Source organism: Vallitalea maricola (genome assembly GCF_036985595.1).
Lineage (GTDB): Bacteria > Bacillota > Clostridia > Lachnospirales > Vallitaleaceae > Vallitalea > Vallitalea maricola.
The window spans coordinates 1-26,307 of sequence record NZ_BTPU01000011.1 but is presented as its reverse complement, the minus strand read 5'-3'; the positions used below and the strand labels follow the sequence as shown (position 1 = coordinate 26,307).

The window sequence follows — 26,307 nt, the reverse complement described above, 5'->3', positions numbered from 1 at the left end:
TTACACCTCTCTAATATAATTACCTGTATGTTCTAGATATATATCTTCTAATGAAGCTTCTGTTACCATAATGCTCTTGATATTATATTTCCAGTTCTTCGTTTCATCCAAGATATCTGTAATATAACTTCTACCGTTTGACACTGATACAATTAATTCCTGCTTAACCTTTTTTACTTCGTTAACAAAAGATAAGTTCGTAAGTTTGCTATAAGCATATTCAATAGCTTCATGTTCTTCATATTTAGAAAAATTAATCTTTATTAAATCATTAGCAACTTCTTCTTTGAGGTCATTTATATACCCTTGTTTAATAATTTTACCTGATTCCAGAATTACTAATTTATCGCATAATTTCTCTGCTTCTTCTAAATAGTGGGTAGTAAGAATTATTGTCATTTCCTGTTCTTCATTTAATTGCTGAATATATCCCCATAATTTTTTTCTGGACTCTATATCCAACCCAAGTGTGGGTTCATCCAAGAATAATATTTTAGGTTCTGCTATTAAACTTGTTGCTATTTCCAATTTCTTTTTCATTCCACCTGATAGCAATTTAACTTTTCTATTCTCCACTTCTTTCAGTTCAAATAATTGAAGCAAAAAATCCACTCTTTTTTTCAGCTTATCCCCATATATATGTTGATACTTACCGAATAATCGCATATTAAAAAGAACTGAAGATTCTGGATCAAGCCCAATTTCTTGACATGAATAACCGATTAAGCTTTTAACCTTATACTCATCTTTGTGTAAATCATATCCCATAATATTTACTTTACCTGCTGTAATCTTGCTTAATGATGTCATCATTTTAAATAATGTTGTTTTACCAGCACCATTAGGTCCAAGTAGTGCTAATATCTCTCCGGTTTCAACAGAGAAACTTGCCTTTTCAACCGCTTTAAAATGTTTGCCATATTGTTTTGTTAAGTTTTCTACCTCAATAGCTAACATATAAACCTCCTTTTAACCCTCTTGGATTACTCTTACTGCTTTTGTAAAAACTCTTGGTATTTTATCAACAACTTCTACCATTGGAATAGTTCCAGTACCCTCTTTTATCACTTTTACAACTTTTTCTATTAATTCATCATCGCTAATATCAGTACCGTAATTCTTTTCCACTCTAATTGTCAATCCATCACTTTTAACAATGAAGTGATACCATAACCCTACTTCTTCTACTTTCATTAGATAATCTTCATAATAAAATGGTGAGAATATTCTACCATCTAACTTTAATTGATCGCATACTCTACCTCTAAGAGCAAGCTTTCTTTCTTTGATGCCACATTCACATTCAACTGTTTTAATAATTCCTAAGTCTCCAGTTCTATATCTTATAAATGGTTGACCTTCCCTAACTAGAGTTGTTGTGACTATTTCGCCAATTTCTCCTTCGTCACAGGTCTCACCAGTTTCAGGGTTAATAATTTCCATATAGACATGAGCTTCTGGAATATGATAGCCATTTCTATAACGACATTCCATTCCTAGAGAACCACATTCAAGTGAACCATAGTAGAAGTATGATGGTGCTCCCCATATTTTTTCAATTCTCTTTCTATATGTATCACTACAGCCTTCACCAGTAAGCCAAATCCTATTTAGATTAAAGTCTTTTATAGGATCTAAATCGCTCTCAAGTGCATATTCATATAATGTTGCTGCATATGATGGAGATGTCATTAAAACTTCTGCCTGTAGTTTATGCATAAGCTCCACAGTTTTCTGAGGAGTAGAATATACTCCTCCTTTACCTGCTGGAAGAACAATAGCTCTTTCACCTACTTGGAATACTCTTTGTAGAGATATTCCTGCTGAGCTCATCTCATATGGTAGAGCATTAACAACAATATCTGTTTCTTTTAATGGTATCAGTTCCGGATATTTAGTTTGGATTTCGCTGCAATATAAATCATTCATTGTATAAAAGCAGAAAATGTTATCTCCACCTGTTGTCCCTGTTGAAATATTTAATTGTGCTAATTTGCTTTTATCAACGCATACTGTCTTATAAGGTTTTCCTCTTAATTCATCTTTTGTTGTAAACTCAATTTTCTTAAACTCATCTAAGTTGTTAATCTTAGTACCATCTAATTTGTGCATTTTTCCTTTGTAGTGTTCATTGTCTTTAGCTAAATCCAGGATTAAGTTAATAGCATCAAGGTGATATTGGTCTCTTAGAATTTTGTCCCATTGGTCAATATTGTCGTTTTTTTCTAGATAACTTTCTACCAAGTTTTTTATCCTATCTGTTTCTTTACTATTGAACATTCGCTTATCTCCTTTTTTATTTTTAATAATTCGAATACATTTTCTAAATGTTCCTTATCATCATAGAAAACACTATTGATAATCATAGTGGATACATTTTTATACTCAAAATTATTATTTTCATTTTTCTTGTATAGTCCATTTCCAACAACCATGAGAGGTGTGAATATCTTCTTAACCAGTTCATCTTCAACGTAATGCGTCATTGAATTATAGTTGTTCTTTTTATTCTGAACAGGTATAGTATTAAATTTTTCTTTAAATTCTATATAGTATGGTTCACTACATGCAATTTCTTCAGCACAAGTACTTGTTTCTTCCTGAAGCATTTTTTTGACAGGACAACACCTGCTATAACCAACCAAACAAGATTCATAATGGGCTGATACTTTAAATGTTTTTTCTATGATTCTTTCAGTATTCTCACAGACTTCTTTCAAATATTCTATTTCAATCTCATTAGCACCAAGTGTTTTTACAAAATCTAATTTATATGTACTATCCATATTACTTGTTGCAAGTGCTTTTTTTATTTCTTGATTCTCACCCTCTACAAGAAGATCGTACCAAGGACTAGATGTAAGTAGAGAGAATGCCAAAACTCTACCGATAGCAAAACCATTCATCAATTTTATATCTTTAGCTCTAAACATTAATCCATAATCATTTATAGTTACTAAAACATCTAGATTTGCTGTTTTTTTAAGAAGTTCAAGCATATTATCAAAATGTATATTTGGTGTTTTTGGAAATACGACCCTTATTTTTTTATTGTTATTACGTGCTTCATTGACTAAATCTCTTATTTCCTCATACTTGGGTACTTTATATACACAATTCTCATTACCAACCGCTATTATATTTACCTGAGATTCCATCAATGTATACGCTTCTTCCATGGTATTGACTCTTATTTCAATATTCATATTACCCTCCAAAAGTTAAATATAATAACTGCTATAGCAATTATCCATATATCTACAATTTTTAGTTGCACAAAACTGATTTTCCCACCAAGGCACTGTTTTAAATGCCATAGCCTTTATTTCATCTAAATTTTTACCTTCTTGAAACATCTTAATTGCAGTTGAATATACTTTGGTAAAAGGTAGAACTTGCTCTACAGGGGTTGCTCTATCTATTAACTTTAAAGAATGGATATTAAAATCCATTAATTTTTTAATTGTACATAAACAGCAATCCAAACCAAAATCCAATATAGGGTATGCCTCTTTGATACTTCCATTCTTACTACTTATATCAAATTTTGCTCGACAAGGTATTCCCATATCTATTTCTTCACCCCATCTATGTATAAGTCCGCAACGTCCGTTACTAAAGGAGCAACCATAATTAGCAAATACTCCAATATTCAATCCCTCATCACATATTTTTTCTATTTCATCATATTTAAGATGATGAGGAATATACACTTCATTTGCTCCCAAGTGTTTCAGCATCTGAACAACCCCGATATTATATGATTCCATGAAAACCGAAGCAGTAACATAGAAATCTTTTGGTACAATTTTTCTTACTAGAATTAATGACGCCAGATCACCAACAATAATTGAATCTACACCTAATTCTACGACTTCATTAATATACTCTTCGTAACCATCCTTCATAGCATCTGGTAATGAAGGACAATTGGCTGCCAATGCAACGCTTACTCCCTTGTCATGGCAATGGTTAATTATTTTATTTAATTCTTCACCACTCTCAATATTACTATTAGAGCCCTTTTTATCAACCTTTATACTGCCCCTTCCTGAAAAGGAAAGCCTATTCAATTTATCACTTCTTAATCCTAGATATATTTCTTTCGCTCCATATTTACATTGTAATTCTGCTGATCTTAGACTATTAACAGGCGCTTTTACTATCATCTTATCCCCCACTTATATCGTTTTAACTTTAAACAAATAGTCACTCATAAATCCCTCAAATGGTTTTTCAGGATCTACATCATATACATTTTCTAACAATCCCCGATGAATCATTTGAATACTTTCATCTTGCAAAAGTTCTTGATATATCTCATTATCATCACTTATAATTGATACAGCCAGAGACTTTCTTAATAGGTTCTTAGCCAAACTTCCACTGGCACTCGTTACAGTAACAAAAGGGAATGGTAATTCTATTCCAAACATAGGATGTGTAGGTTCCATATATAATACTGTTGGTAATAGATAATTGCAGTTTTCTGATACTACATATGGGTCAGATCCTATATATTTTTGTGACATGTTTTCTGCTCCTAAATCAACCATTATTTGTATATATTTATTTAGAGCTGTACACAAATTAGTTTCTTTGACTGCTGGAATTATTGCTTTAGTATCCAAGGGATTATATATATGAGTATGGCTTAACTTTTCTGCTATAGAATCTGAATATTTTTTTCCATCTTTTGTACATATGATAGAAGAAATAGAAATACACCCTTTTCCTCCATAACTCACAATTCCATCAATGGCATGTGTCACTACTTTGTCGAAATCTACACCACTATCTTCATCAACAAATAACTTTGATGATCCAGGTCCATAATATTTTACATTAGGAAAGCCCTTCTTATATCTATCTATGACATCGCTACTTCCAAATAATATTCCTTTTGACGTTGTAGATAAAATTTTATTTGTTATTTTGTGATTACCAGGCAAGAAACAAACAAATTCCTTTGGTAAACCCGCATCTAAAAGAGATTGAATAATTCTTAATGGTGTAAAAACTTCATTTAAAGATGGTTTAATCATAATCTGCGATTTCATTGCCAATGCCATCATCCATACTGTATGTACTGTTGAATTGTTACTTGGAGAGATTACACCTACATCTATACCATCTTTTATCCAACCAATAGTCTTATTGCCCTTCATATACATATGTTCATTGTATACGTCTAAAGACATATTAGGTGATTGTGCCTTAAGTATATTGCCTATATTTTTAAAATAATAGTATATGACGGCTTGTCCTTCTTTGACATAACGTACTGGTAAGCCAGTTGATTCTACAACTATATTAATATAATCATCAAAAGAAAGTACTTCATTTCCCATCAGCACATTACCCTTAAAAATATCAGCTGCTCGATTAAATATTTCTATAAGTTGATAAATATCTATGTCTCTACAAGATGTTTTATTTGCACAGAACATATCATTAGCTTGATCTACTTTTATTGATGGAGCCATAGAGCATTCTGCAATTGCTTTACCTGATAAATCTGTTACTATATTTTTTTCTATAGTATAATAATCTTCATTACCTATTTTTAATGGAATACTAATCATAATTAATAAACCCCTTCTACAATTTTCCCAGCCATATCTTGGTTAAGTCTAGGATTCATGATTCCGTCCCAGAATATGCCATTTTCCTTAGAAGGCATTATTCGTTCAGCAATATCACGCTCTACGTAATAAGGAATAAAGCATTCTGGTGTATATCTTCTCATTAATACCCTACCTGTCTCTCCATAGTTAACCTTAGAAAACAAATCATCTTTAGATACTACATCTATCTGGATATAAGGATAATTAGAATAATATCTCATATTGTAATCATTCTCTTTACGTGGTATCTCAAAAGATGGACCGAATAATGCATTTCCATAGGCACCCATAAATATAACATTCTTATATATTTCATTAGTGAATACTTTCAATGTATCAGGCGATGTAGCAGTTCCAGAATTCATTATCATCTTTAAACCTAAGGCATCAACATCAATATACTTATATAATTCTTCCAGTATTTTAGATGTTGTAACTAGACAATCAATTTTCTTTGTCTTTAGAATATCCACTATTTGCTCCATTATATGTTCCATATACAGATTAACTGCGTCATATTTTTGAGCAATAAGGAATTTCTTGAATATTCGCGTATCCATATCTATTGCATAAAACAGAGCATTTGTGTTTTCTGCCATACGCTTAATAGACTTACCTACATAATGATTACCAGTGGGTCCTGCATATAATAAGCTATACCCTTCTCCAGTATAGGAAAATCCATGTTTTGTTATGAAATGATACCCCATGAAACCATAATCTTCAAACAAGCCTTTAGTATTAAATATTGCTGTCTTCTCTTTACCAGTAGTTCCACCAGTTACAGATAACATCAATTTTGACTTATTTTTGATAAGACTTTTTGGTACATAATATTCTACTGGGTAGTCTCGTAATGCTATAGTAATTTGATTAGTCACATATTCAGGATCTCCTAAAATCTTCAATTCTTCTTCTGTATGAATGTCTCGAATACAATTTAGATTATGATTCTTTTGGTATTTAAGCCAAAATTCACTTCCACCATCCTCATCAAATACAACTTTCAACACATCTCTCAATAAATTATCTGGACTAAGATTGATATGTTTTCTCCATGGGACTTGTTCTAACATTAGCTAATCTCCTTTTATAATAATTTTATTTTGTTCCACTTTCTGTTGCTTAAATATAATCATTTTTTCTTACTTACGTGTATGTTATTTAATATATTATTTGTGAAACTTATCAAAAAATATTTCTTAAAAACAATATTTTTAATCCTTTCAACGAATAATATGTTTATTCTAATCCAAACCATAATTCTTTGTTTTCAGACATTATAACTTAAAATACTATTTATTAATATTTTTACCATACTTATTATACATCTACAATGTTCTTATTATATTTATATGTAATATGAGGTAGTGAATTATGTAATAACATGCCGACTTTTCTTAATATTGCCATTAATCATTTTACATTGATGTCTAACTATACCTAGCTTTCTAGATTTATGCTAAGATAAAAAGAACTCTTATTGTTAGGATTTTGGGCATGAAAAAACTTCAGCTTGGTGAGACTGAAGTGTTTATTGCATAGTATTTTATTATAATTGCTTATATAAAAAATATCCCCAATGGGTGTACGTTCTCATCTACTGCTCCAGGATTTTTAGGGTCAACTACATGGGGTGATGTTCCATCGATTATTGCAAATTTTATAGCTGGTATAAAAACTCCATCTAATGAGTCAGGGTCTGATGAACAGTGTAGATATTCTATTTCGTAGTTTTTCTCTTCCATTGCTTTGCCTATTCTCTTCATATAGGTGGATTTACCTACTCCTGGTCCTCCTTTTAGACAAATAATTCTAGTTGCTTCATCTTGTCTTAAAATATTGTCATAGTATGAAAAAAATCCTTGTGTGGTATTCCCCCCAGGAAACAAATGTCTGATTTTACTTGTTTTCTTCATAAACAAATAACCTCTCTAAATAATTATTTATATATTAATAATATTATTAGAGTGGTTAGAAATATGTGATAAAAATGTAATAGTTAATATAATGTTTATTTTATATATTAGCCGAAATTATTTATATTTCTATATTCTTAACTAATAAAATTTGACCCTATAGCTAAATCATTAATACTATTTGTTACTATCAAATAAAATCAAATCATTACGCCCTTTATTTAGATTAATAATCCTATCCTCAAAACCATTTAGAGAAAACAATACATATACCTTATCATAATCATCATAACCTTTTATGCTATCAGCTTTTTCAATCAAATTATAAAATACACTATCCTTCATTGGTTTATTCAAATACTTACATTCACCGACAATAAGTTTCTTATTATCATTATCTATAGCAACAATATCTATCTCCACTTTGGAATCCCAATAACTTCCTATCTTGCTAATTACCTATTACTTGATTTTTTCATCCATTTAGGTAATCTACTTGCTAGACTTTGATTTTTCCAACCTATTCTCTCATCATAATAATTTTCTCTTATATTAGCCCTTACAAAACTTTCTATATAATTAAGATGCTCTAAGTTATATGCCCATAGCTTATGACCACAGCAATTAGTTTCTAACCACAAAGGATATTCTGAACCAATGCCATTCATAACGCTTTTTATTTCAATCTTCCCACAACTAGTACATAAAAACCTTCTTTCTTTACACACAAAATAAGAGCCTTCATATTTTGGTATAGCTATAATAGTAGCACAGTTACCACATATCTTGCACTTTACTAAAAACTTGTTTTGAAAGTCATAAATATCTCTTCCATCATCTTTAAAAAAATTATCATCTTCAGATGCTATTGCTCATTCTGTCATACCTAATAATTCTTTATATATTAGATAATTCTCTATATCAAAACAAACAAAAATCACTTGCTTAAAATTCTCATTTCTCTTTAGAAAGTCTTTTGTGGCTTCAATAGCTATTTCAGCAGCTAACTTCTTTGGAAATCTATATATACCTGTGCTGATATTTGGTATAGCTAATTCACAAATATTATTCTGTACAGCTAAATCAAAGACACTTTTATAACAACTTCTTAATAATTCTTCTTCAACACCTTTATTGTTCCATACGGGTCCAACGGTATGAATAATCTTATCAGCTAAAAGATTACCTGCTGTAGTTATCACAGCATGTCCAACTTTGCATCCTCCTTGACTTGCTCGAATTTTTTTACACGCATCTAAAATCTTAGTACCTCCAGCTCTATGGATAGCACCATCTACTCCACCACCACCCATAAGACTAGTATTAGCTGCATTAACAATAGCTTGGCATTCAACCTTTGTTATATCACCATGATATATTATTATTTTATTCAATATAATTCCACCTCATATTCTGTTAATTTAAACATCAATAAGTAATTTCTTTAAATGATTTATCATATTATTAGCATATTTCAAATTAAATCTTGCAAGGTAATCAAAGCATGGACCTTCTATAAACGAGATTAAATCCCTTTTCATCTCATGCAAAGCTACAAGCAATTCTGTATATGTACAACTAATATAAAAAGCATCTTTATTTTCCTTATAATCATCTGACCAAATTTTAATCTTATTTCTTTTTGAATACTCTATACATGGATTTGGATCATGTCCAAGCCAAGGACTCTTTTTATGTTTTATACAGGTTGCTACATCTTCTAAATCTTCAAGGCCACAACAACAACTTGGTAGAATCTGTACTTCATTATAAATAAAAGTGGGACCTCCCGACATTGCTAATTCATCTTTCTGTAATTCTAAGAAATTGTTAACTGAGGCTTCAAAACAATTACCGAATTCTATGTCATTATATCCAAAAAGTAAGATAATAAACTGTTTTACATCATTTGGTAGTGAATGTCTATCTATAAATACAAATTGATCAATATCCACTTCTGATTCAAACCAATTAGGTTTATCATAGTATGGGTTCATTATTGTAGGCTTAATAATTAATTTATTTCTTTTCTTCATTATATCAATCTCTTTCTTAAAGGCTATGTTTATTTAAATAGTTGTAAATTGTTATCATATAATACAAATCCTAATTTACCAATAGTATACCATATTCCACAAAAAACTAATAGTAATGCAATTCTTAACTAATTTATTATTATTAATAATTTAGATATGTTGTTTTTTTAGCATATATCATAGAAATATATATGAATGTTGCAAATAATAAGTACCATTAATAAACATTATTTCCACCAAACACTCATAGATGTATTAATTATAGGCAAATATTATTGACACAATCACATATTGCTGATACAATCAAATAATATTATAAATATTATAAACATTCTAAGTTACTTGTATTAATCAAAATATAAACACTCATATATTAATACAAGCTATTTCTAAATTAATTTAATCAAGGAGGATTAAAATAAAAATGAATAGCAAAAAACTACCGATTAGTAGTACTCCAATTATTGGCTATGTAGTCCATGCATTCCCATTATCAATAATTTTTAATTACGATAAGTGTATGCCTTGGTTTTCTTGTAACTATATTCAATTGATATGTCGTACTACCCTAAAAAATAATTTCTTTGACTTTTTCACATTATGTACTGCAACAGAAATCCCTTGGATTGGTTCTATATATCCTGGTATACCGTGGCTTAATACTCATTCAATAGATAATTACACATTAATCGATTGTAATATAAACATAAACCGATCGATTATTAATTCATTAATGCGAGATAACTATATAGTTTGTCATCTTGATGAATACTATGTTCCAAACAGACCTACATACCAAAAAGAACACTTTTTCCATGAAAATATGATTTATGGTTTTGATAATGATAAAAAGGAATATAATATATTAGGTTTTGATAGTAAGGGTATTTTCAACAGTACCAAAATAAGTTATGATGAATTTGAACAAGCTTCAAGTGACCTAGCTTCACATAATCATGATATAAAACTTTTACATATAAAAGATGATTTTACATATGATTTAGATTTGAATTGCATAAGAAATTCATTACTTGATTACCTTAATGGTGAAAACTCTAGCAGTAAGTATACTATACTAAGAAACCCTACTACAGACTTTGCATATGGAATTGATATATATGAGCAACTAATAAAATATCTCAAATTATTGCACAATAATGTGGGAGTAAATGATATTAGACCTTTCCATTTATTATGGGAACATAAAAAATGTATGGTAATAAGAATAGAATATCTCATGAATAAATATACATCAACTGTATGTGATTTAGAAGCAATTAAAGATGAATATATCACTATTCAGCAGATTTGCTTTTCAATACGTAACTTATTCCTTAAATACAATATGACAAAACGCGTTGAAATAATAGAAAAAATCATACCTTTATTAGAAGATGTTTGTGATAGAGAACAGAGTATCATACCTAGATTTATTACAGAAATAGAACGTTTAGAAAAAGCCTGATACTATAAACTTAAGGGACTGTGGAATAATACATATTCCATGATGGATATATTATACGACAGTCCCTCTACTTACCAATCTCCTTGTAATAATTATTGTTATTGCCATATCACTCGTTCTTTTTTGCCAATGTGATAGAAAAAATATGCATATTGGGACAATAAGGTAACTCAATGCTTTTAATGATTTTACTGGAATCAACTGCTATAGTATTAGCATATATGTGAACATCAAAATCATAACATTTTATTTTATTATCTTTAATTACAGCACCCTCTCCTACCCAAGCTACCAAATCATTAAATCTAGGTGATTCACTTAGCCAAGAAGTCAAGTATAATACCTTCTTCTCCTTAGTACCATCATTGTAATTAATTATAATATCATTTGAATGACTACCAATATCACAACACCCTAGTATAAAAATACTATCATAGCTGGTTTCATCTATTTGATCTATATTTAGCACTTGTGAATAACATTCAATATTGTCACATGTTTCATTTACATACTCAGGCAATCTAAATTTCATATTTTCTATTTCTAATATATCTATTTCTAGATTCTCATTCACCACTAAAAATCTATCGTCTCCTATTACATTAGGATAATACGTTTGATTCTCAATATATCCAAGAGCATTATTATTAAAATATGAGGTAATATCTAAATATTGATACTTACTGAATTCATATTTCTTATAATGGGTATATGGAACAAATGGTTTTATAGGCTCATCATCTAAAATCTTATATAACTCATCAATAATTTCTTTTTCAAAACTAGCTACTTCCTCTATCTTCTTGGCAACTTTATCAACGTAATCTGATGAATTATCAATATAGTTAGCCTTAATAAGCATTCCATAGACCATACTCCATACATTAGAAACATATATTAACCTATCTATTATAAATTTTAGATCATTAATTTCATATTGTTCCATCAAACACATTAGTGAAAGGGCGAATCGCCGTCTATTACGGTATACTTCTCCAAGTTTTGAGATTATTGGTGAAACAGATATCATATCTTTATATGGTTCAATCTCTTTTTTAACATCAAAATTCTTTTTAACATCTCTAGAAAATTCTATAATACAATCAATCATATTATATTTATTTATACAGTTCAATTCTTTTTTTATTAAAGATTTCCAATCTACTTTCTTGACTTGTTGCGTTTGCTCAAATGTTAGAAATAGTGAATTTCCTTCTGCAAAATCTTTATAAGGCAAAGCTACTTTTTTATTTATAACATATGAGTCGATACAATAAATATTCTCATCATCCATGTCAGTTACAATACAAAAATGATCTGAATGTCTTACTTGGTAGCTTCTAATAATCCAGTGGCAGTAATATATATCCATTTTTATAACAACAGGTTTATCTTGTTTAATTTGATCCCGTATGAAATCTATCTTTTCAGATAATGTATTTTTAATGACAATATTTGTATCTAATCCATGATACTTGTGTAAATATGCCCATTTCAGAGAGTATAATGCAATTTTATCTCCAAGACTTTCCCATTCTTGATTACTATTATATAGAAAGCGCCATGCATCTATAAACATTAACCTATATTCACACTTTATATATTTAGATATTGCAGCTATCAACATATCCAAACAATCATATGCTGGATTCTCCTCAATCACAATATTCATCATTTGTATCCTTCCTCTCTGGTATTATATCTAATAATTCCATCATTATCTTGAGTTCTTCTCTCTTCAATTCCTCAAGCTTTCTCAATGGTTTTTCTATATATTTGGGATTATCTTCTATTATGGATCTAAGCGTATAATTCTTGATCATAGAAGCTTTACTTACTAGTTCTTTGGAGTATTTCAGTACATCTTCATTTATCTTGAATACATTGGAGTTAATATACCTTAACCTTAAATACATGCAATTCTTATGCTCCCATAGAATATAAGGTATCCTAATATCATTTTTAACTTTACCATCAAGTAATTTAATAAAATAGTTAAATATATTATCGTAGGTTTTGAGTCCATAACTGAATGTCGTGTTGAGTGTCTGATAAACCTTTAAATCCTCAGATGAATTACGGGAGTAAACATAATCATGGATTTGTTTTCTAATAAAAGGTAAATCTATTTCCAGTGGGGATTCTTTCACTTTTAAGAGAACAAGTTCTTGGTTGGTATAGGTTTTCATATCATCTATAAAATCCTTAAAAGATACTTGGTTGTTTCCGTAATATCCCTTTTGATGTCCCACTGTATAGAATACTTTCTCTTTGGTATTACACCCGAAAATATAATGATATGATGTACGGGACTTCTTGAGAAACTTCTTTCTGAAATAATCCAGGTCTTGAGTCAGTATATAATAATTATCCTTCAGCATATTAATAGAAAAATCTAGAATATCTTTTTTCGACTTGAAAATCAGATCTGTCTTGAAAAATTGTACTTCCAATAATGGGTTATTCCACCAGCCATTGCAGATACTTCCCACATAAAACGAATAATCCAGAACCCCGTATTCATCATAATCATTTGAACACATCATTTGAATATAGTGATTATAGAACCATACTTTATTGTGTTCCTTGGTTAACATTATCGCTAATGGAAAAGCTATATGCATACGACCTGTTAACGGTGGTATTGCTAAAGGTAGTTTGATTTCCATGTCCTTTCTCCTTTCAATTAGACCTCTACCAGAAATTACTTTTCATTTATCCACTTAATTAATCTTAACCATCTTTCATGTCCAACACCTACACAACCTGTTACAATTTCATTACTATTATCAAAATTATATGCCTTGCTGAACTTCGTACCATGATAATTAAATGAAGCAAGAGCAATTTCTCTTTCATCAATATGAACAATCAATTCTCGTTTCATTTGATTCATTAATTGAAATTTTTTCCATGCTTTCAACTTGTTAGATGAGCCAAAAAAATGATCAAAGGCTGGTTGTACAACTGCATCTTCATCTATAGTCAATACATACTGATACAACCACTTTTCAAATTGTTCTAGGGATTCCCTGACATATGACTCTGATCCAATAAAAATGCACTCTCTTACATTGAATTCCCAAAAATGCTGTAACCCATCATGCTTCCCACCTTCATATCGATACACTTTTCCTTTTCCTGTAAGGCACATTGATTCTGATATGACTTGGTTTTCAAACATGGGGTAAACATGAAGACAGGCAGCAGGGGTCAAATACAGCCCGCTTAGTTGTGACGTTTCATCTGTGATTTCTCTCTCTGCTTCAATTTGTTCATAGTGCTCTGGATGAGCAACTGCAACTGCGGTTAATTGATGTCTATTTTTACCAAAATATCCGCTTTTCTCTAATATATCTCTTCTTATAAAAGAGGGTATTATAATATTCTTTGCCTTGAATAACTTTAAGAATTCACATATTTTGTTATCTAACTCCTCAATATAGCTGCAATCCTTTTCATCCAAGCAAAAGTATTCATTGTATAATATACTACGATTGTTATTCATGTAAAAACCTCTCTTTCTCTCTACAGCTTTTAGGCTTATATGTTTATAATTCGATCAGCAATAGCCAATGTAGACTCTCTATGTGTAATGGCGATAACACATTTTCCTTGATTTTTGAGCTCTTTTAATGTCTCCAAGATAATCTTTTCTGATACACTGTCCAAGGCAGCAGTAGGTTCATCCAAAATAATGACAGATGCTTCTTTTAATAGACTTCTGGCTATGGCAACTCTCTGCTTCTGCCCACCTGATAGATTCATCCCTTCTGTCCCAACTTCATAATCGATATCCAGCTCTTTATGGATAGCAGCCTTAGATAAGGCATCTACTATTTGCTCCCTTTTTGCATCAAAATCTCCATATAGTATATTATCAAGTACTGTACCTTCAAACATATCAGCCCTTTCTGGTACATATGCAACTTCTTTTCTCAATTCTTGAATGGAAAAATCTTTTATATTAACACCTTTATATAATATCCTGCCATTATAGTCTACAAATCCAAGCAATGCTTTGATGAGGCTTGACTTACCACAGCCACTTTGTCCTGAGAACATAACTATTTCACCTTTAGAGAATTCTAGAGAGATGTTATCTAATACACATTTTTCCCCATAGAGTAATCTCACATTTTCATACTTTAACAAAGGCTCATTTTCATTATGGGAAGGAAGCTCAATTCCATTATTCTCGTCTTCAATATCCATAATGTCTAAGACACGGTCTAATGATATTTCATGGGATTTGAAGTTGGAAACAGCCCAACCAAATCCTGATATATGAATTACAATATCCTTACATAACTGAGTAATCAAAATTACTTCTGGAATAGATATATAGCCCCATGCACTGAACAGGCATGCCACAGGTATCATAAGAGTTGAACATATATAAGAAAATAAATCTAATGTAATTATTTTATAAGATTCCATTCTCCCCATCTTATCCTCAACTGATTTTAAATGCTCTGCTTTATCTTTTAACTTGGAATTTATTTTTTTCTCAGCATTGATTAGGCGGATACTCATTTTACCTCGCACTGTATTCTGATATAAATTCATGAAATCGGCCTCACCGTCTAAGTGCATTCGGTTCAGTTTTTTATGGTACTTGACAAAATACTTGTTGAAGAAAATAATTAAAATACCTATTATTAAGACCATTATCCCAATATATATATTAACTAAAATTATGGATGCAATATATCCTAAACCAACGATAATAGGGTAAATGGATAGTACAACATCATCTGTCACCATAGCTGCTGCTAAATCTGAGTCTGTGTTATATCTTGTCAACGCTTCTCCATTATCATAGATGGATGTTTTTGATATAGGTCCATTCTGTAGTTTATTATAGATTTCTTGTTGTATGCTGGTTCGTGCAGATAGGCGAAATTGTTTTATTAAAAACGCTGTTATGTATTCAAGTAGATTGGCTATTAATAAACCTACAAAGACAAACCCTAGGAGTAAAGCAATATGTTTTATAGTAATACTTCTATCTTGAAGTTTTTCCACATATAATTCAAATCCATAGGCATAAATTAAGCGAGCAACCAAAGTCGTCACTGGATAACCCAATATACCAACAATCCATAATATTGGATGTTGTTTAATAATTCTTATCATTTTTTTAATAGCTTTCATAAACATATACCTCTCTTATTATTCATGTTTAGAACTATATGTTACATTTCTGCAAACATCATTCCATACTCTTCATTCTTTTCCATAAGTTCCATATGTGGCGCATATCCAGCTATTCCAGCATCTTTTATAAATAAAACCCGGTCAAATCGCTCAAAATCAATTCCACTATGACATATTACAATAAAGGTCTTGTCTTTTAAATCATCCAAAAATATATCCATAATCCTATTAGTATTATCTTCGTCCAAAGCTGATGTGGGCTCATCGCAAATATAAACCTCGCTATCTTTCAAAAATGCCCTTGCAATATTAACCCTTTGGTCTTGACCATTTGATAACATATGGCTTCCAGTACCAATAACCGTATCTAGTCCATTTTCTAAAGTAGCTATATATTCATTTAACTGTGCCTTAGTTACAGCCCTCTTCACATCAGTTGTCTTTTTATTTTCATCAACTATACGGACATTATTGCCAATAGTATCATCTAGTATAAAACTCTCTTGAGTGACTACAGCTATATTCTCATAATATCTCTTCTTACTCATATTATTAATAGGCTGTCCCATGAATTCTATAGAACCTTCCTGTGGTTTATAGAGATTACATAACAGCTTTAATAAAGTGGATTTACCGCAACCGCTTTTTCCAACAATAGCTATCTTTTCACCTTTATTTATCTTAAAACTAATATTTTTTAATATATAACTATCAGTATAGCAAAAAGATAGATTTTTTATTTCATATGCAATATTGCTAGGATTATTGTTATTAATATTCTCTTTTAACTCTTCTTGCTCCTCTTTATTATCTTTTAAGTCTAATATACTGTTTACTCGATCTATGGATGCTCTAACATTTTGATAATTAGCAGGTATTGATTGAAGAATAGTTATTCCTTGTCCAACTATATCCATTAAAAAAAGCATAGATACCAATTGTCCCAATTGCAATGTACCATTAATGATATTTTTAGCTCCAATCCCCAACACTAATAAAAATCCAAAATAACCATTCATAGCAGCATAATAATTCATCATTCTATTAAACAAGTAAGTTTTGCGCTCTGATTTTTTTAAGTTACTCAGCTTGATTTTATTATCATCCATAAATTTTTTTTCCATATTATATGCCTTAATCATCATTCTGAAATTCAAAGAATTGATGAAATAGTTGATTACTTGTCCCTTGTTATCTCTTTCCTTCATGGTAAGAGGATATATTCTTTTTGCCCAAATATTATTCAATAATAGAGTAATAAGCAATAAACCTATAATTGCTACTAAGTCAATCAGGGTCCAACTTGTATAAAACATATAGAATATATATAAAATACATAATCCCAGTTTTATAGGCAATTCTCCTAACAGAAATAGGGTATCAAACCATTTTTTAAATCCTTCAACATCTGTAGACATGATAGATAATATTTTCTTATCATCCGTTGCTTCAAGTTCTTTATAATCAGAGTAGCATATTTTCTCAGCTACCATTTTCCTTAATCGGTACAAAAATCTGTTCTTTACTCTAAAAGATATCCTTTTTTTTATGAAGGTTGTTAGAACTCTAATGATAACTGCTGCACCAATGAAAATAGTATTTCTAATAATTTCTTCATGACTTGATACATCAATAACAACACCTATCTCATAGGTATAAAAAAGCTGTGACAAAGCTGCAATAAATGCTCCTATAAAAACCATTACCAGCATTCTTTTATAGCTTTTACCGTATATTCTCGCTATATTACGACTTACTCTTTTTTTCATATACACCCCTCTTACCTATCGTTGTTAGTAAGCTGTGTTCTTTAGTTGAATATCTATCCAATGTTATTAAAAAACACAGCTTGGGATACAATTATTTAACTTTTTTCTTTATTTCTTATAACTAAATCTATAATACTTGTTACGTCTGAATAATTTTCCATACTATAGTCTTCGTAAGATACCTCTAGTTCAAAATTTTCTTCTATGAATAATATAAGCTCAACAACAAAAATGGAACTAAATTCTTCAATGGACTCCAGCTGAGTTGTTTCTGTAATCTCTTCTGACTGAAGCTTCTCTCTAACATACTCTAATAGTTTTTCTTTAATTTCATCTCTATTCATATTCATTCTCCTCACTAAGCGGTGATAATATTTTTACCTTCTAATACATCAGTTACAATATCACCTATTTTCTCTTCTTCTTTTATTTTGGTAATACGACCTAATAGGGCTAGGTACTTATTAATAAAATCATGAACCTTTTCTTCACTAAATTCATTGGAATAATCAACTTTCATGACTAAGGAAGAATTCTTATTGGTGATTTGTATATCAATATCGTATTTAGCAAAGCTGACTGGAAGGATTATATCTCCAGAACCTTTTCTTTCTCCTTCTACAATATCCATATTAGGACTCTCATAATCGAACATGATATTAAATAGGTTGGAACTACCATCCTTATGGGTTTTTCTGTATTTTTCCACCATCCTATCATATGGATAGCATTGATTGGCTAAATCATTATTAATATTCTTTTTCATCTCAAGAATAAAATCACTTAACAGCTTGTCTGCCACTGGATAATTTCTCATTGGAAGAGTATTAGTAAACATTCCCACGATATTCATGACATCCTCATGTACTCGTCCTATACATGGAACACCTACAATTACGTCTTCACTAGAATCAAACATATGTATTACTAGATTAATACCCATTAGGAACATGGCAAATAACGAAGCATTATTCGTTTTAGCTACTTTTTCAAGGCTATTTATCAGTTCTTGATCCAAGGTCAGATTAAAACTTCCAGATTGGTCTTGTTTATCCTGGGACTCAAAATCTTGAAGATAGTTTTCTCGTACATAACCCTTCAAACGTTCATCCCAATATCCTTCCATCTTCTTATATTCTGTTGATTGTACAAAATCTTTCTCATATTCAATATAGTGTTTATATTGATATGTAGCTTCAGCTAATGGTGATTCAGTTATGATATCGTTCAGCTCTCTATTGATAATACTAGATGAGTAACCATCAATAATAATATGATGCATATCAAAAAACAGCACACAACCACCATTCCCCAGTTCAATGACCGACACCTTAAAGAGTGGAGCTTTACCTAAATTAAATTCTGTTAGTAATTCATTATAGTCAATATCATTTATATCCTCTTGATAATAATAAGATATATCCGGTTCAATATCTTCTTCAACCCTTTGACATATGGATTTACCATCAAAATAGAAACTTGTTCTAAGGACATCATGTCGATCCATGAGAGTCTTAATACAATGGTATGCATTTTCTTTGGATTCCATTTTCTGCAACTTGAATGCGAATGGATTATTGTATATCTTTTTATTTTTACTTCTCTTATAAACCACATACATTCTCTTTTGAGCGTAGCTTAATTCACCTGTCCACTCGGAATCTAAATATTTACTTAGGATACCTGTTTCCTCTTTTTCTTCATTCCCAACTGTCTTCTTCATTAATTCATCATGAATGAACTCTGACAAAGTATATATCGATGTATATTCAAAGAGATTTGCCACATTGACAATATCTGAATATAGGTTATCAATATACCCATGCATCCTAGTTAATAGAATAGAATCTCCACCCATTTCAAAGAAGTTATCATAAATATCAATATCATCGTATCCTAATATTTTTGAATATATCTTACACAAGTTATCCTGTATATCTTCTATGTCGTTAGAAATCACTTTATTATCAATGTTTAATTCATCTATCATATCTAGATGGCTAGTTTTTTCGCTATGTGGAAGAATTAACAATTTTCCTTTTTTTACTTGGGCTACTTCAAATCCATCTTCAGTCAGTATACGATCACCTTTATGACTATTCATATAGATTTTCTTTAGATGATCCATCTTCTCTTGAATATCCTCTGAAATCCTATTTCGGCTATAATCACTTATAACTAATAAATTCTCATTGATATTATACTGTCCAATAATTACTTTTCTCACCGGACTCTGTAACAGTCTGTCAAGATAATAGATGGCTTGGGAAGTAGTGATGGCTTTTGTAATGGTATCCACATTAATACCATATCTCACGGACATACCCGTTTCCTTCCATGAAACCCAATTAATAACATAAGTTCTGTCACCTCTGGCATTTCGATAATCAACAAAGGCATCTAAATAAGAGTTAGCACCTACATAATCACTTTGACCTGCTTCTCCTGAAAAAGTAACTGCCGAAGAATAAAGCATGATAAAATCTAATTTCTCATCCTTAGTTAATTGATCAATTATCCAAGTTCCTCTCACCTTAGGAGCTAATACCTGTGCAAATTCCTCTTTTTCCTTTCTTAGTATATAACCAGCACCAGCAATTCCAGCTGAGTGGAAAATACCATGAACCCCACCTACTTCTTCCTTTATCTGTTGATAGACCTGTTTCATGCCTTCATAATCCGAAATATCTACAGCATAAATGAGTACTCTAACACCATTTTCTTCAATTTCTCTTAGGATATCAGCTTTCTTTTTATGCTCATCGCTTAGGTCAGGAGAATTCCATTCTTCTCTAGGAAGAAAGCCACTCCGTCCTAGTAAGGTAACACTACTACATCCTTTTACCGACAGATATTTTGCGGTTTCAATACCTATATCTCCCAATCCACCTGTGACTATATAGTTACCATCTTCTCTAATGATATCACCCTGTGGCATGACTGTTTCTTCTGTAAAGCATTCCACATATCTTATACCTTCTCTAAATCCAACTAGATAAAGTTTTCTATCCTTAGTAAGAATTTCATCTACTGCCAATGGCATATCCTGGGCATCTTGTATGTCTATTGCTCTACACTCAATATTAGGATATTCTTGTTCAATAACCTTACCAATACTTAGTACTACAGCATTTTCAGGATATAATACCTTTTCCTTCTTAGATATACTATAAGCACATTGTGACAGAATGATTAATTCAAGATTCTTGCTATAATGTGTATTTATCATGGCTTTAATTAGATTAATAATATGATAAAAACCATTATCTAAACTCTCTTCAATCTGCTCATATTCTGTATTATCCATTATGCTAGCATTTTCTCTCTTATTGTTCTCTTCACTTATGGAAGCAAGGTGAATTATTTTATCAATATCATAAGAGTTAATTGCTTCGAATAATTGTACACAGGATTCTATAGAATTATTAATTCTATAGATTGAATCATCAACCTTCTCATAGGTTTGACCAAGGAATACCTGAATCACATTGATTCCTCGTTCAGTTAGAAGCTCTTTCATATTATGCATAGCCGAATAACTGCTATGGAAAAGTAAATAGGTTTTTCCTGTTTGGCTGCCATCAAGATTACTTTCCCTATAATCTTCTCTTATCCACTTCATGGTGTAATAGAAACTATCAAAATTAACACTCTCTATCTCATCAGGATCAGAAGGAGGTGGGAACCAACAATACTCTTTCTTATAAGGATAAGTTGGAAGATGGAGGTGGTATCCTTCCTTATTGTAAAGTTGAAGCCAATCAATATCAGCACCTTTTGTATACGCTTCCAACAATTCTTCCATACTCTGTTTATCTCTATTATGTGTAACATCTTCTAATAGTTTTTCAGCCTTATGATTCAATGCCTTATGTTCTTCCACTGTCAATTCAAAATCTTGTCGTACCTTTTTGTTTTCAGAAACAATTGCATATTTACCTTGATGAATTCTATAATGGTTATCATCACCATTAAGGTAAGCTTCTAATGAAGAAATAAGTTCACTAATGCTGTTAACCCTAAATCCTACTCTATAATTATAGTGACCTCTTCCTGTAGCAAGGGTATATAGTACATCATAAAGATTCTTTTCTTCATTACTGCAAAGCCATTGTATTAGATTCTGTGCTAGTATTTTCAATCCCTCTTGATATTTCGCCGAAATTACAAATAGAGTAGGAGTATCTTCTATCATTTCTTCATATTCAATCTTTGGTGGTTCCTCAAGAACAATATGACAATTGGTTCCACTCATTCCTAACCCAGTAATTCCAGCTCGTCTAGGCGTATCTTCTCTCTTCCACTCTCTTTTCAAAGCACTCATATATACAGGTGAATTAATAAAATCAATGTTCTGATTAGGCTCTTGGAAAAATACTGTAGGAGGCAACTCCCTATACTTCATCATTAACAGTACTTTAATGATACCGCTGATACCAGATGCTTCATTGAGATGTCCTATATTGGGTTTAATTGTTCCTAATGCACAGAACTGTTTCTTGTCTGTGAAAGCTTGGAAAGCATGGGTAATACCTTTAACTTCAATTGGGTCACCTAACGCTGTACCCGTACCATGGGCTTCAATATAACTTATTGTTTCCGGTTCTATTCCCGATTGAAGCCAAGCCTTTTGTATAACCTCTGATTGAGCAAGGTAATTAGGAGCAGCTATACCGAATGAACTTCCATCTTGATTGGAAGAACTTCCTTTAATAACGCCATATACACTATCCTTATCCTCCAAAGCTTTTGATAGAGGTTTTAATAAGATAGCTCCAACTCCTTCTCCAACAGCAGTCCCCATAGCACCTTCTGAAAAAGATCTTGTTTTCTCTTCACTGGATTCAAATCCAACTGTAAATCCACCAGCTAAAGGAGACATGGTTATGGATGCTCCTCCAACCAATGCCATATCGCATTCTCCGCTCCGTATTTGTTGACATGCTGTATGCATGGCTACTAACGAAGATGAACAAGCTGTATCAATAACCATAGTTGGTCCTTTCAAATCATTTACATAAGCAATTCGGCTTGCTGCCATACTTACCTGATTCACTGGTAATGACTCTCCGAATAATTCTGCATCCAATTCATACAAAATACGACTATACAAATTACCTAGATTGGCTGTATAACCTAGAAAAACACCTGTGTTGCTTCCTCTTATTTTCAATCCTCCATATCCTGCATCTTCTATAGCACTGTTACAACACTGTAAGAAGAGTCTATTGATAGGATCAATTAATTTGGCTTCTCTTGGTGACATATTAAAGAGTTCATAATCAAACTTATTTATTTCATCTAAGTAAGCACATTTGTTAAATTTAATATCATCTTTCTCCATACCCAAATAACGAAAATGTTTTCTAAGATCCTTAGCTCTTTCTTCTGGTATTTCCCTGACTACACTTACTCCATTAATAATCATTTCCCAATATTCATCTATATTTTTCGCACAAGGTAGATCAATTCCTATACCAATGATAGCAACGTCCTTTTCACCGTAGTGTTTTGGTACATTATTAACCCTTTCTTTTGATTCCTTATCTCTTCTAGACGTTACATCCTGTTTGGAATCTAAATATTCTGATAATTGTCTTACACTAGGATAAGCAAATAAATCTGTTAATTGTAACCTTTCTGGATAATACTCATTTATGATATTGAAAATATGTCCCATTAGAATAGAATCCGCACCCATTTCAAAAAAGTTGTCATTGATATCAATTTCTTCATATCCCAATACTTCTTGACATGCATGAGCAATCTTAACTTCGATATCACTATACTGTGAATCACCAGTACCTGATATCATCTTTGGCCTATCCGTAACATTTTTTTTCTTATTCTTATCCTTCAATGCGGCCAATTGATCCATAATATACTCAGAATACTTAATAGGATAATTGTTCATCATCAAAGCAATTGGACTATCAAAATTCAACTCTCCGATAATTATATTCGTATAATCTGATCCTAAAACATCTAGAAAACCTTTTATTCCGTCTTTGGTTTTGATTGTCTTGAATAATGTATCAACAGTAAAATTATGCTCTACTGACATACCTATTTCAGACCATGTTGCCCAATTTATGGTATATGTCTTACCACATCTGTTAGCCTTCCTATATTGACAGAAATAATCAAGATAGGTGTTTGCAGCAGTATAAGCGGATAATTCAATACTACTGAAAACAGTGGCAATAGAAGAATATAGAACAAAAAAATCCAGGTTATCTTCTTTAGTTAATTGATCCAGATTCCAGGTACCATATACTTTTGGCTTAAGCATTGCATCAATATCTTCTACGGTGGTACTTTCAATTAATCTTCCCCCACCAATTCCAGCTGCATGAATGACACCGTTTATTTTTCCGTATTTATTTCTGACTGTAGTTAATATTTCTTCCATTCTATTATATTTAGATACGTCAGCTTTGTAATATTCTATGTTTTTAGACAAGTGAGCCAATGTAGTATATCTATTATACTTCTCTAGCATTTTTTCCTGACCTGGATCAATATCCCCACTAGTAACAAGCTCACTTCGACCTATAACTATGAGTGTAGTGTCTTTTGTTGTTTCACAGATTTTCTTGGCTGTCTCATAACCGATTCCACCTAATCCTCCAGTAACAATATAAACACCTGAATTAATTAATAATTCACTACTGTCTTGACCTGCTGGTATAATTTCTTTTAACCTTTCAACATACCTTATATTGTTTCGATAGACTACAACCTCTTCTTTATTCTTGGAATTTATTTCCTGAATGATATAATCAAGTGTTGTCTCATAATCATAATCAATAAAGCAAAACTTGATTTTCTTCAATTCTTTACTTATACATTTACCTAATCCTAATGCTGTAGTATTTTGAGGATTGATTACTTCTTCATCACCAGTAATACTAATACCATTTTTTGATAGAACCACTAATCTTACATTTTCCTGATTTTCATTATTATTAATTAGCTTAGCCAACCATAATAATGTATGAAGATTATTCTCCTGCATTATCATAAGATTGTCCATATCTTCTGTATTACACTCATATAATGAATATATTATGTGAGAATCTTTCTTCATCTTCTCCACAATTTCTTCCTTTTGTTGCTCTAGTGCATGGACATTTTTTAATAAAACAGTGTCTCCATTGCTTTTTTTCTTCAATACCCCTTGCTTTAGGTCTTCTATCTGACTTTCGTCCCAGCCAATAATCAATGTATTTTCTGGAGCATTGTTTACATTCATAATATGTTCCATTTGGAAATCTTTGGTATAGTATAATTTTTTCTTATTCTTGTAGACTTTCTTAGGCAACCATAGGCTTGTTCGTTGGAATGGGTATACTGGCAAATGAATATGCATACCTTTATATTCTCCATACATTTTTTCCCATTGTGGAGTAGCTCCCAAAACGAAATACTCACATACTTCTTCCAAGACTTTCCTTTCCAATGTCTCAGCCTCTAATAATCCATTAAGCTTACCTGTTAATTCATCCATCTGTTTTAACATAGCTTTTCGGCTCTTATAATCACTATTATCTCTTACTATCATGTGGTAATATATCTTTTGATCTGGGTATTCACTTAATCCATTGTTATCAATATGTTTTAATTTCCTTAGCAAGTCTTCCTTGCTGGTTACGACAAAGGCTATTCTCCTATCATAGATATCATTATATAGATTGACATTATAACAAAAATTATAATAATCAACTTCTTCATAGTTTTCTCTTATATAATTCAAATACTGCCTAATCTTAGCCTTAAGACTATACTCTGATTTTGCAGCTATACTTATGAGTGTTGGTTTGTCAACAGTCTTACTATTCTCTTCTTCACAGTTGTTATAGGCTTCCAGTACAACATGGCAATTGGTTCCGCTTAAACCAAAAGCACTAACTCCTGCAATGTATTTTTTCCCATTATCTATGTAACTTCTTGCTTCCGTATTTACATAGACAGGTGAGTTAATAAAATCAATGTTCGTGTTAGGTGACATAAAATTAATTGTAGGAGGAATTGTATTATGTCTCATGGATGCTACCACTTTTAATAATGCAGCTAATCCTGAGCATTCATACATATGTCCTAAATTACTTTTTGATGACCCAATAGCACAAAACTGTTTTTTATCCGTAAATCTACTAAAAGCTTTATTGATGCCTTGTATCTCAATGGGATCACCTAATCCTGTAGCTGTTCCATGTGCTTCAATGTACTGTATATCCTCTGGATTAATATTCGCTTTGTTCCAAGCATCCACCATTACCTCCGATTGAGCTGTTGGATTAGGTGCTGTTAAGCCTGAAGCTGTTCCAT

19 protein-coding genes are annotated in these 26,307 nt (G+C 31.3%); 1 reads left to right on the top strand and 18 read right to left on the bottom strand.

The genetic code is table 11. The features are described from left to right. The 11 genes from AACQ14_RS04375 to AACQ14_RS04325 form a co-directional block, all read right to left on the bottom strand. Nucleotides 1-957 (bottom strand): ABC transporter ATP-binding protein, encoded by a 957-nt coding sequence (locus AACQ14_RS04375; protein WP_339362355.1) that lies wholly within the window; start codon nt 955-957, stop codon nt 1-3. 12 nt (nt 958-969) lie between these two features. Continuing rightward, on the bottom strand, nt 970-2,280 hold the full coding sequence (locus AACQ14_RS04370) for a phenylacetate--CoA ligase family protein (protein ID WP_339362354.1): 1,311 nt from the start codon (nt 2,278-2,280) through the stop codon (nt 970-972). Continuing rightward, nucleotides 2,250-3,206: a hypothetical protein gene (locus AACQ14_RS04365; RefSeq protein WP_339362353.1), complete on the bottom strand. Its 957-nt coding sequence runs from the start codon at nt 3,204-3,206 to the stop codon at nt 2,250-2,252. Before AACQ14_RS04365 ends, AACQ14_RS04370 begins: the two co-directional genes overlap by 31 nt. 15 nt (nt 3,207-3,221) lie before the next feature. Next, the gene (locus tag AACQ14_RS04360; protein ID WP_339362352.1) at nt 3,222-4,169 is read right to left on the bottom strand and encodes a peptidase U32 family protein; all 948 of its coding nucleotides are present in this window, start codon (nt 4,167-4,169) and stop codon (nt 3,222-3,224) included. A gap of 12 nt (nt 4,170-4,181) precedes the next feature. After that, on the bottom strand, nt 4,182-5,585 hold the full coding sequence (locus AACQ14_RS04355; RefSeq protein ID WP_339362351.1) for an aldehyde dehydrogenase family protein: 1,404 nt from the start codon (nt 5,583-5,585) through the stop codon (nt 4,182-4,184). Between the two features lie 2 nt (nt 5,586-5,587). Next, nucleotides 5,588-6,703, bottom strand: coding sequence for a hypothetical protein (locus AACQ14_RS04350; protein ID WP_339362350.1), 1,116 nt, complete (start codon nt 6,701-6,703; stop codon nt 5,588-5,590). Between the two features lie 486 nt (nt 6,704-7,189). Further along, the gene (locus AACQ14_RS04345) at nt 7,190-7,546 is read right to left on the bottom strand and encodes a hypothetical protein (RefSeq protein WP_339362349.1); all 357 of its coding nucleotides are present in this window, start codon (nt 7,544-7,546) and stop codon (nt 7,190-7,192) included. A gap of 177 nt (nt 7,547-7,723) precedes the next feature. Then, nucleotides 7,724-7,993, bottom strand: a complete 270-nt coding sequence (locus AACQ14_RS04340) for a DUF234 domain-containing protein (RefSeq protein WP_339362367.1) — start codon at nt 7,991-7,993, stop codon at nt 7,724-7,726. A gap of 8 nt (nt 7,994-8,001) precedes the next feature. Further along, on the bottom strand, nt 8,002-8,274 hold the full coding sequence (locus AACQ14_RS04335) for a hypothetical protein (protein ID WP_339362348.1): 273 nt from the start codon (nt 8,272-8,274) through the stop codon (nt 8,002-8,004). A gap of 144 nt (nt 8,275-8,418) precedes the next feature. Continuing rightward, nucleotides 8,419-8,940 (bottom strand): O-acetyl-ADP-ribose deacetylase, encoded by a 522-nt coding sequence (locus AACQ14_RS04330; RefSeq protein ID WP_339362347.1) that lies wholly within the window; start codon nt 8,938-8,940, stop codon nt 8,419-8,421. Between the two features lie 27 nt (nt 8,941-8,967). Beyond that, on the bottom strand, nt 8,968-9,582 hold the full coding sequence (locus AACQ14_RS04325; protein WP_339362346.1) for a hypothetical protein: 615 nt from the start codon (nt 9,580-9,582) through the stop codon (nt 8,968-8,970). A 424-nt stretch (nt 9,583-10,006) separates the two neighbouring features. Between AACQ14_RS04325 and AACQ14_RS04320 the strand changes: the two genes are divergently transcribed. Then, the gene (locus AACQ14_RS04320) at nt 10,007-11,047 is read left to right on the top strand and encodes a hypothetical protein (protein ID WP_339362345.1); all 1,041 of its coding nucleotides are present in this window, start codon (nt 10,007-10,009) and stop codon (nt 11,045-11,047) included. A 109-nt stretch (nt 11,048-11,156) separates the two neighbouring features. On the opposite strand, the gene AACQ14_RS04315 is transcribed toward AACQ14_RS04320, so the two are convergent. The 7 genes from AACQ14_RS04315 to AACQ14_RS04285 all read right to left on the bottom strand — a co-directional run. Beyond that, nucleotides 11,157-12,722 (bottom strand): hypothetical protein, encoded by a 1,566-nt coding sequence (locus AACQ14_RS04315; protein WP_339362344.1) that lies wholly within the window; start codon nt 12,720-12,722, stop codon nt 11,157-11,159. Next, entirely contained in the window at nt 12,703-13,716 is a 1,014-nt protein-coding gene (locus AACQ14_RS04310) for a hypothetical protein (RefSeq protein ID WP_339362343.1), read from the bottom strand. The genes AACQ14_RS04315 and AACQ14_RS04310 overlap by 20 nt, the downstream gene beginning before the upstream one ends. A gap of 35 nt (nt 13,717-13,751) precedes the next feature. Next, nucleotides 13,752-14,555 carry a class-II aminoacyl-tRNA synthetase family protein gene (locus tag AACQ14_RS04305; RefSeq protein WP_339362342.1) on the bottom strand — a complete coding sequence of 268 codons (804 nt, stop codon included), beginning with the start codon at nt 14,553-14,555 and terminating at the stop codon, nt 13,752-13,754. A 35-nt stretch (nt 14,556-14,590) separates the two neighbouring features. Beyond that, on the bottom strand, nt 14,591-16,204 hold the full coding sequence (locus AACQ14_RS04300; RefSeq protein WP_339362341.1) for an ABC transporter ATP-binding protein: 1,614 nt from the start codon (nt 16,202-16,204) through the stop codon (nt 14,591-14,593). A gap of 41 nt (nt 16,205-16,245) precedes the next feature. After that, on the bottom strand, nt 16,246-17,976 hold the full coding sequence (locus AACQ14_RS04295) for an ABC transporter ATP-binding protein (protein ID WP_339362340.1): 1,731 nt from the start codon (nt 17,974-17,976) through the stop codon (nt 16,246-16,248). 95 nt (nt 17,977-18,071) lie between these two features. Next, nucleotides 18,072-18,320, bottom strand: a complete 249-nt coding sequence (locus AACQ14_RS04290; RefSeq protein ID WP_339362339.1) for an acyl carrier protein — start codon at nt 18,318-18,320, stop codon at nt 18,072-18,074. Nucleotides 18,321-18,334: 14 nt separating this feature from the next. Next, nucleotides 18,335-26,307, bottom strand: a 7,973-nt coding sequence (locus AACQ14_RS04285) for an SDR family NAD(P)-dependent oxidoreductase (RefSeq protein WP_339362338.1), incomplete at its 5' end; no start/stop codon positions are given.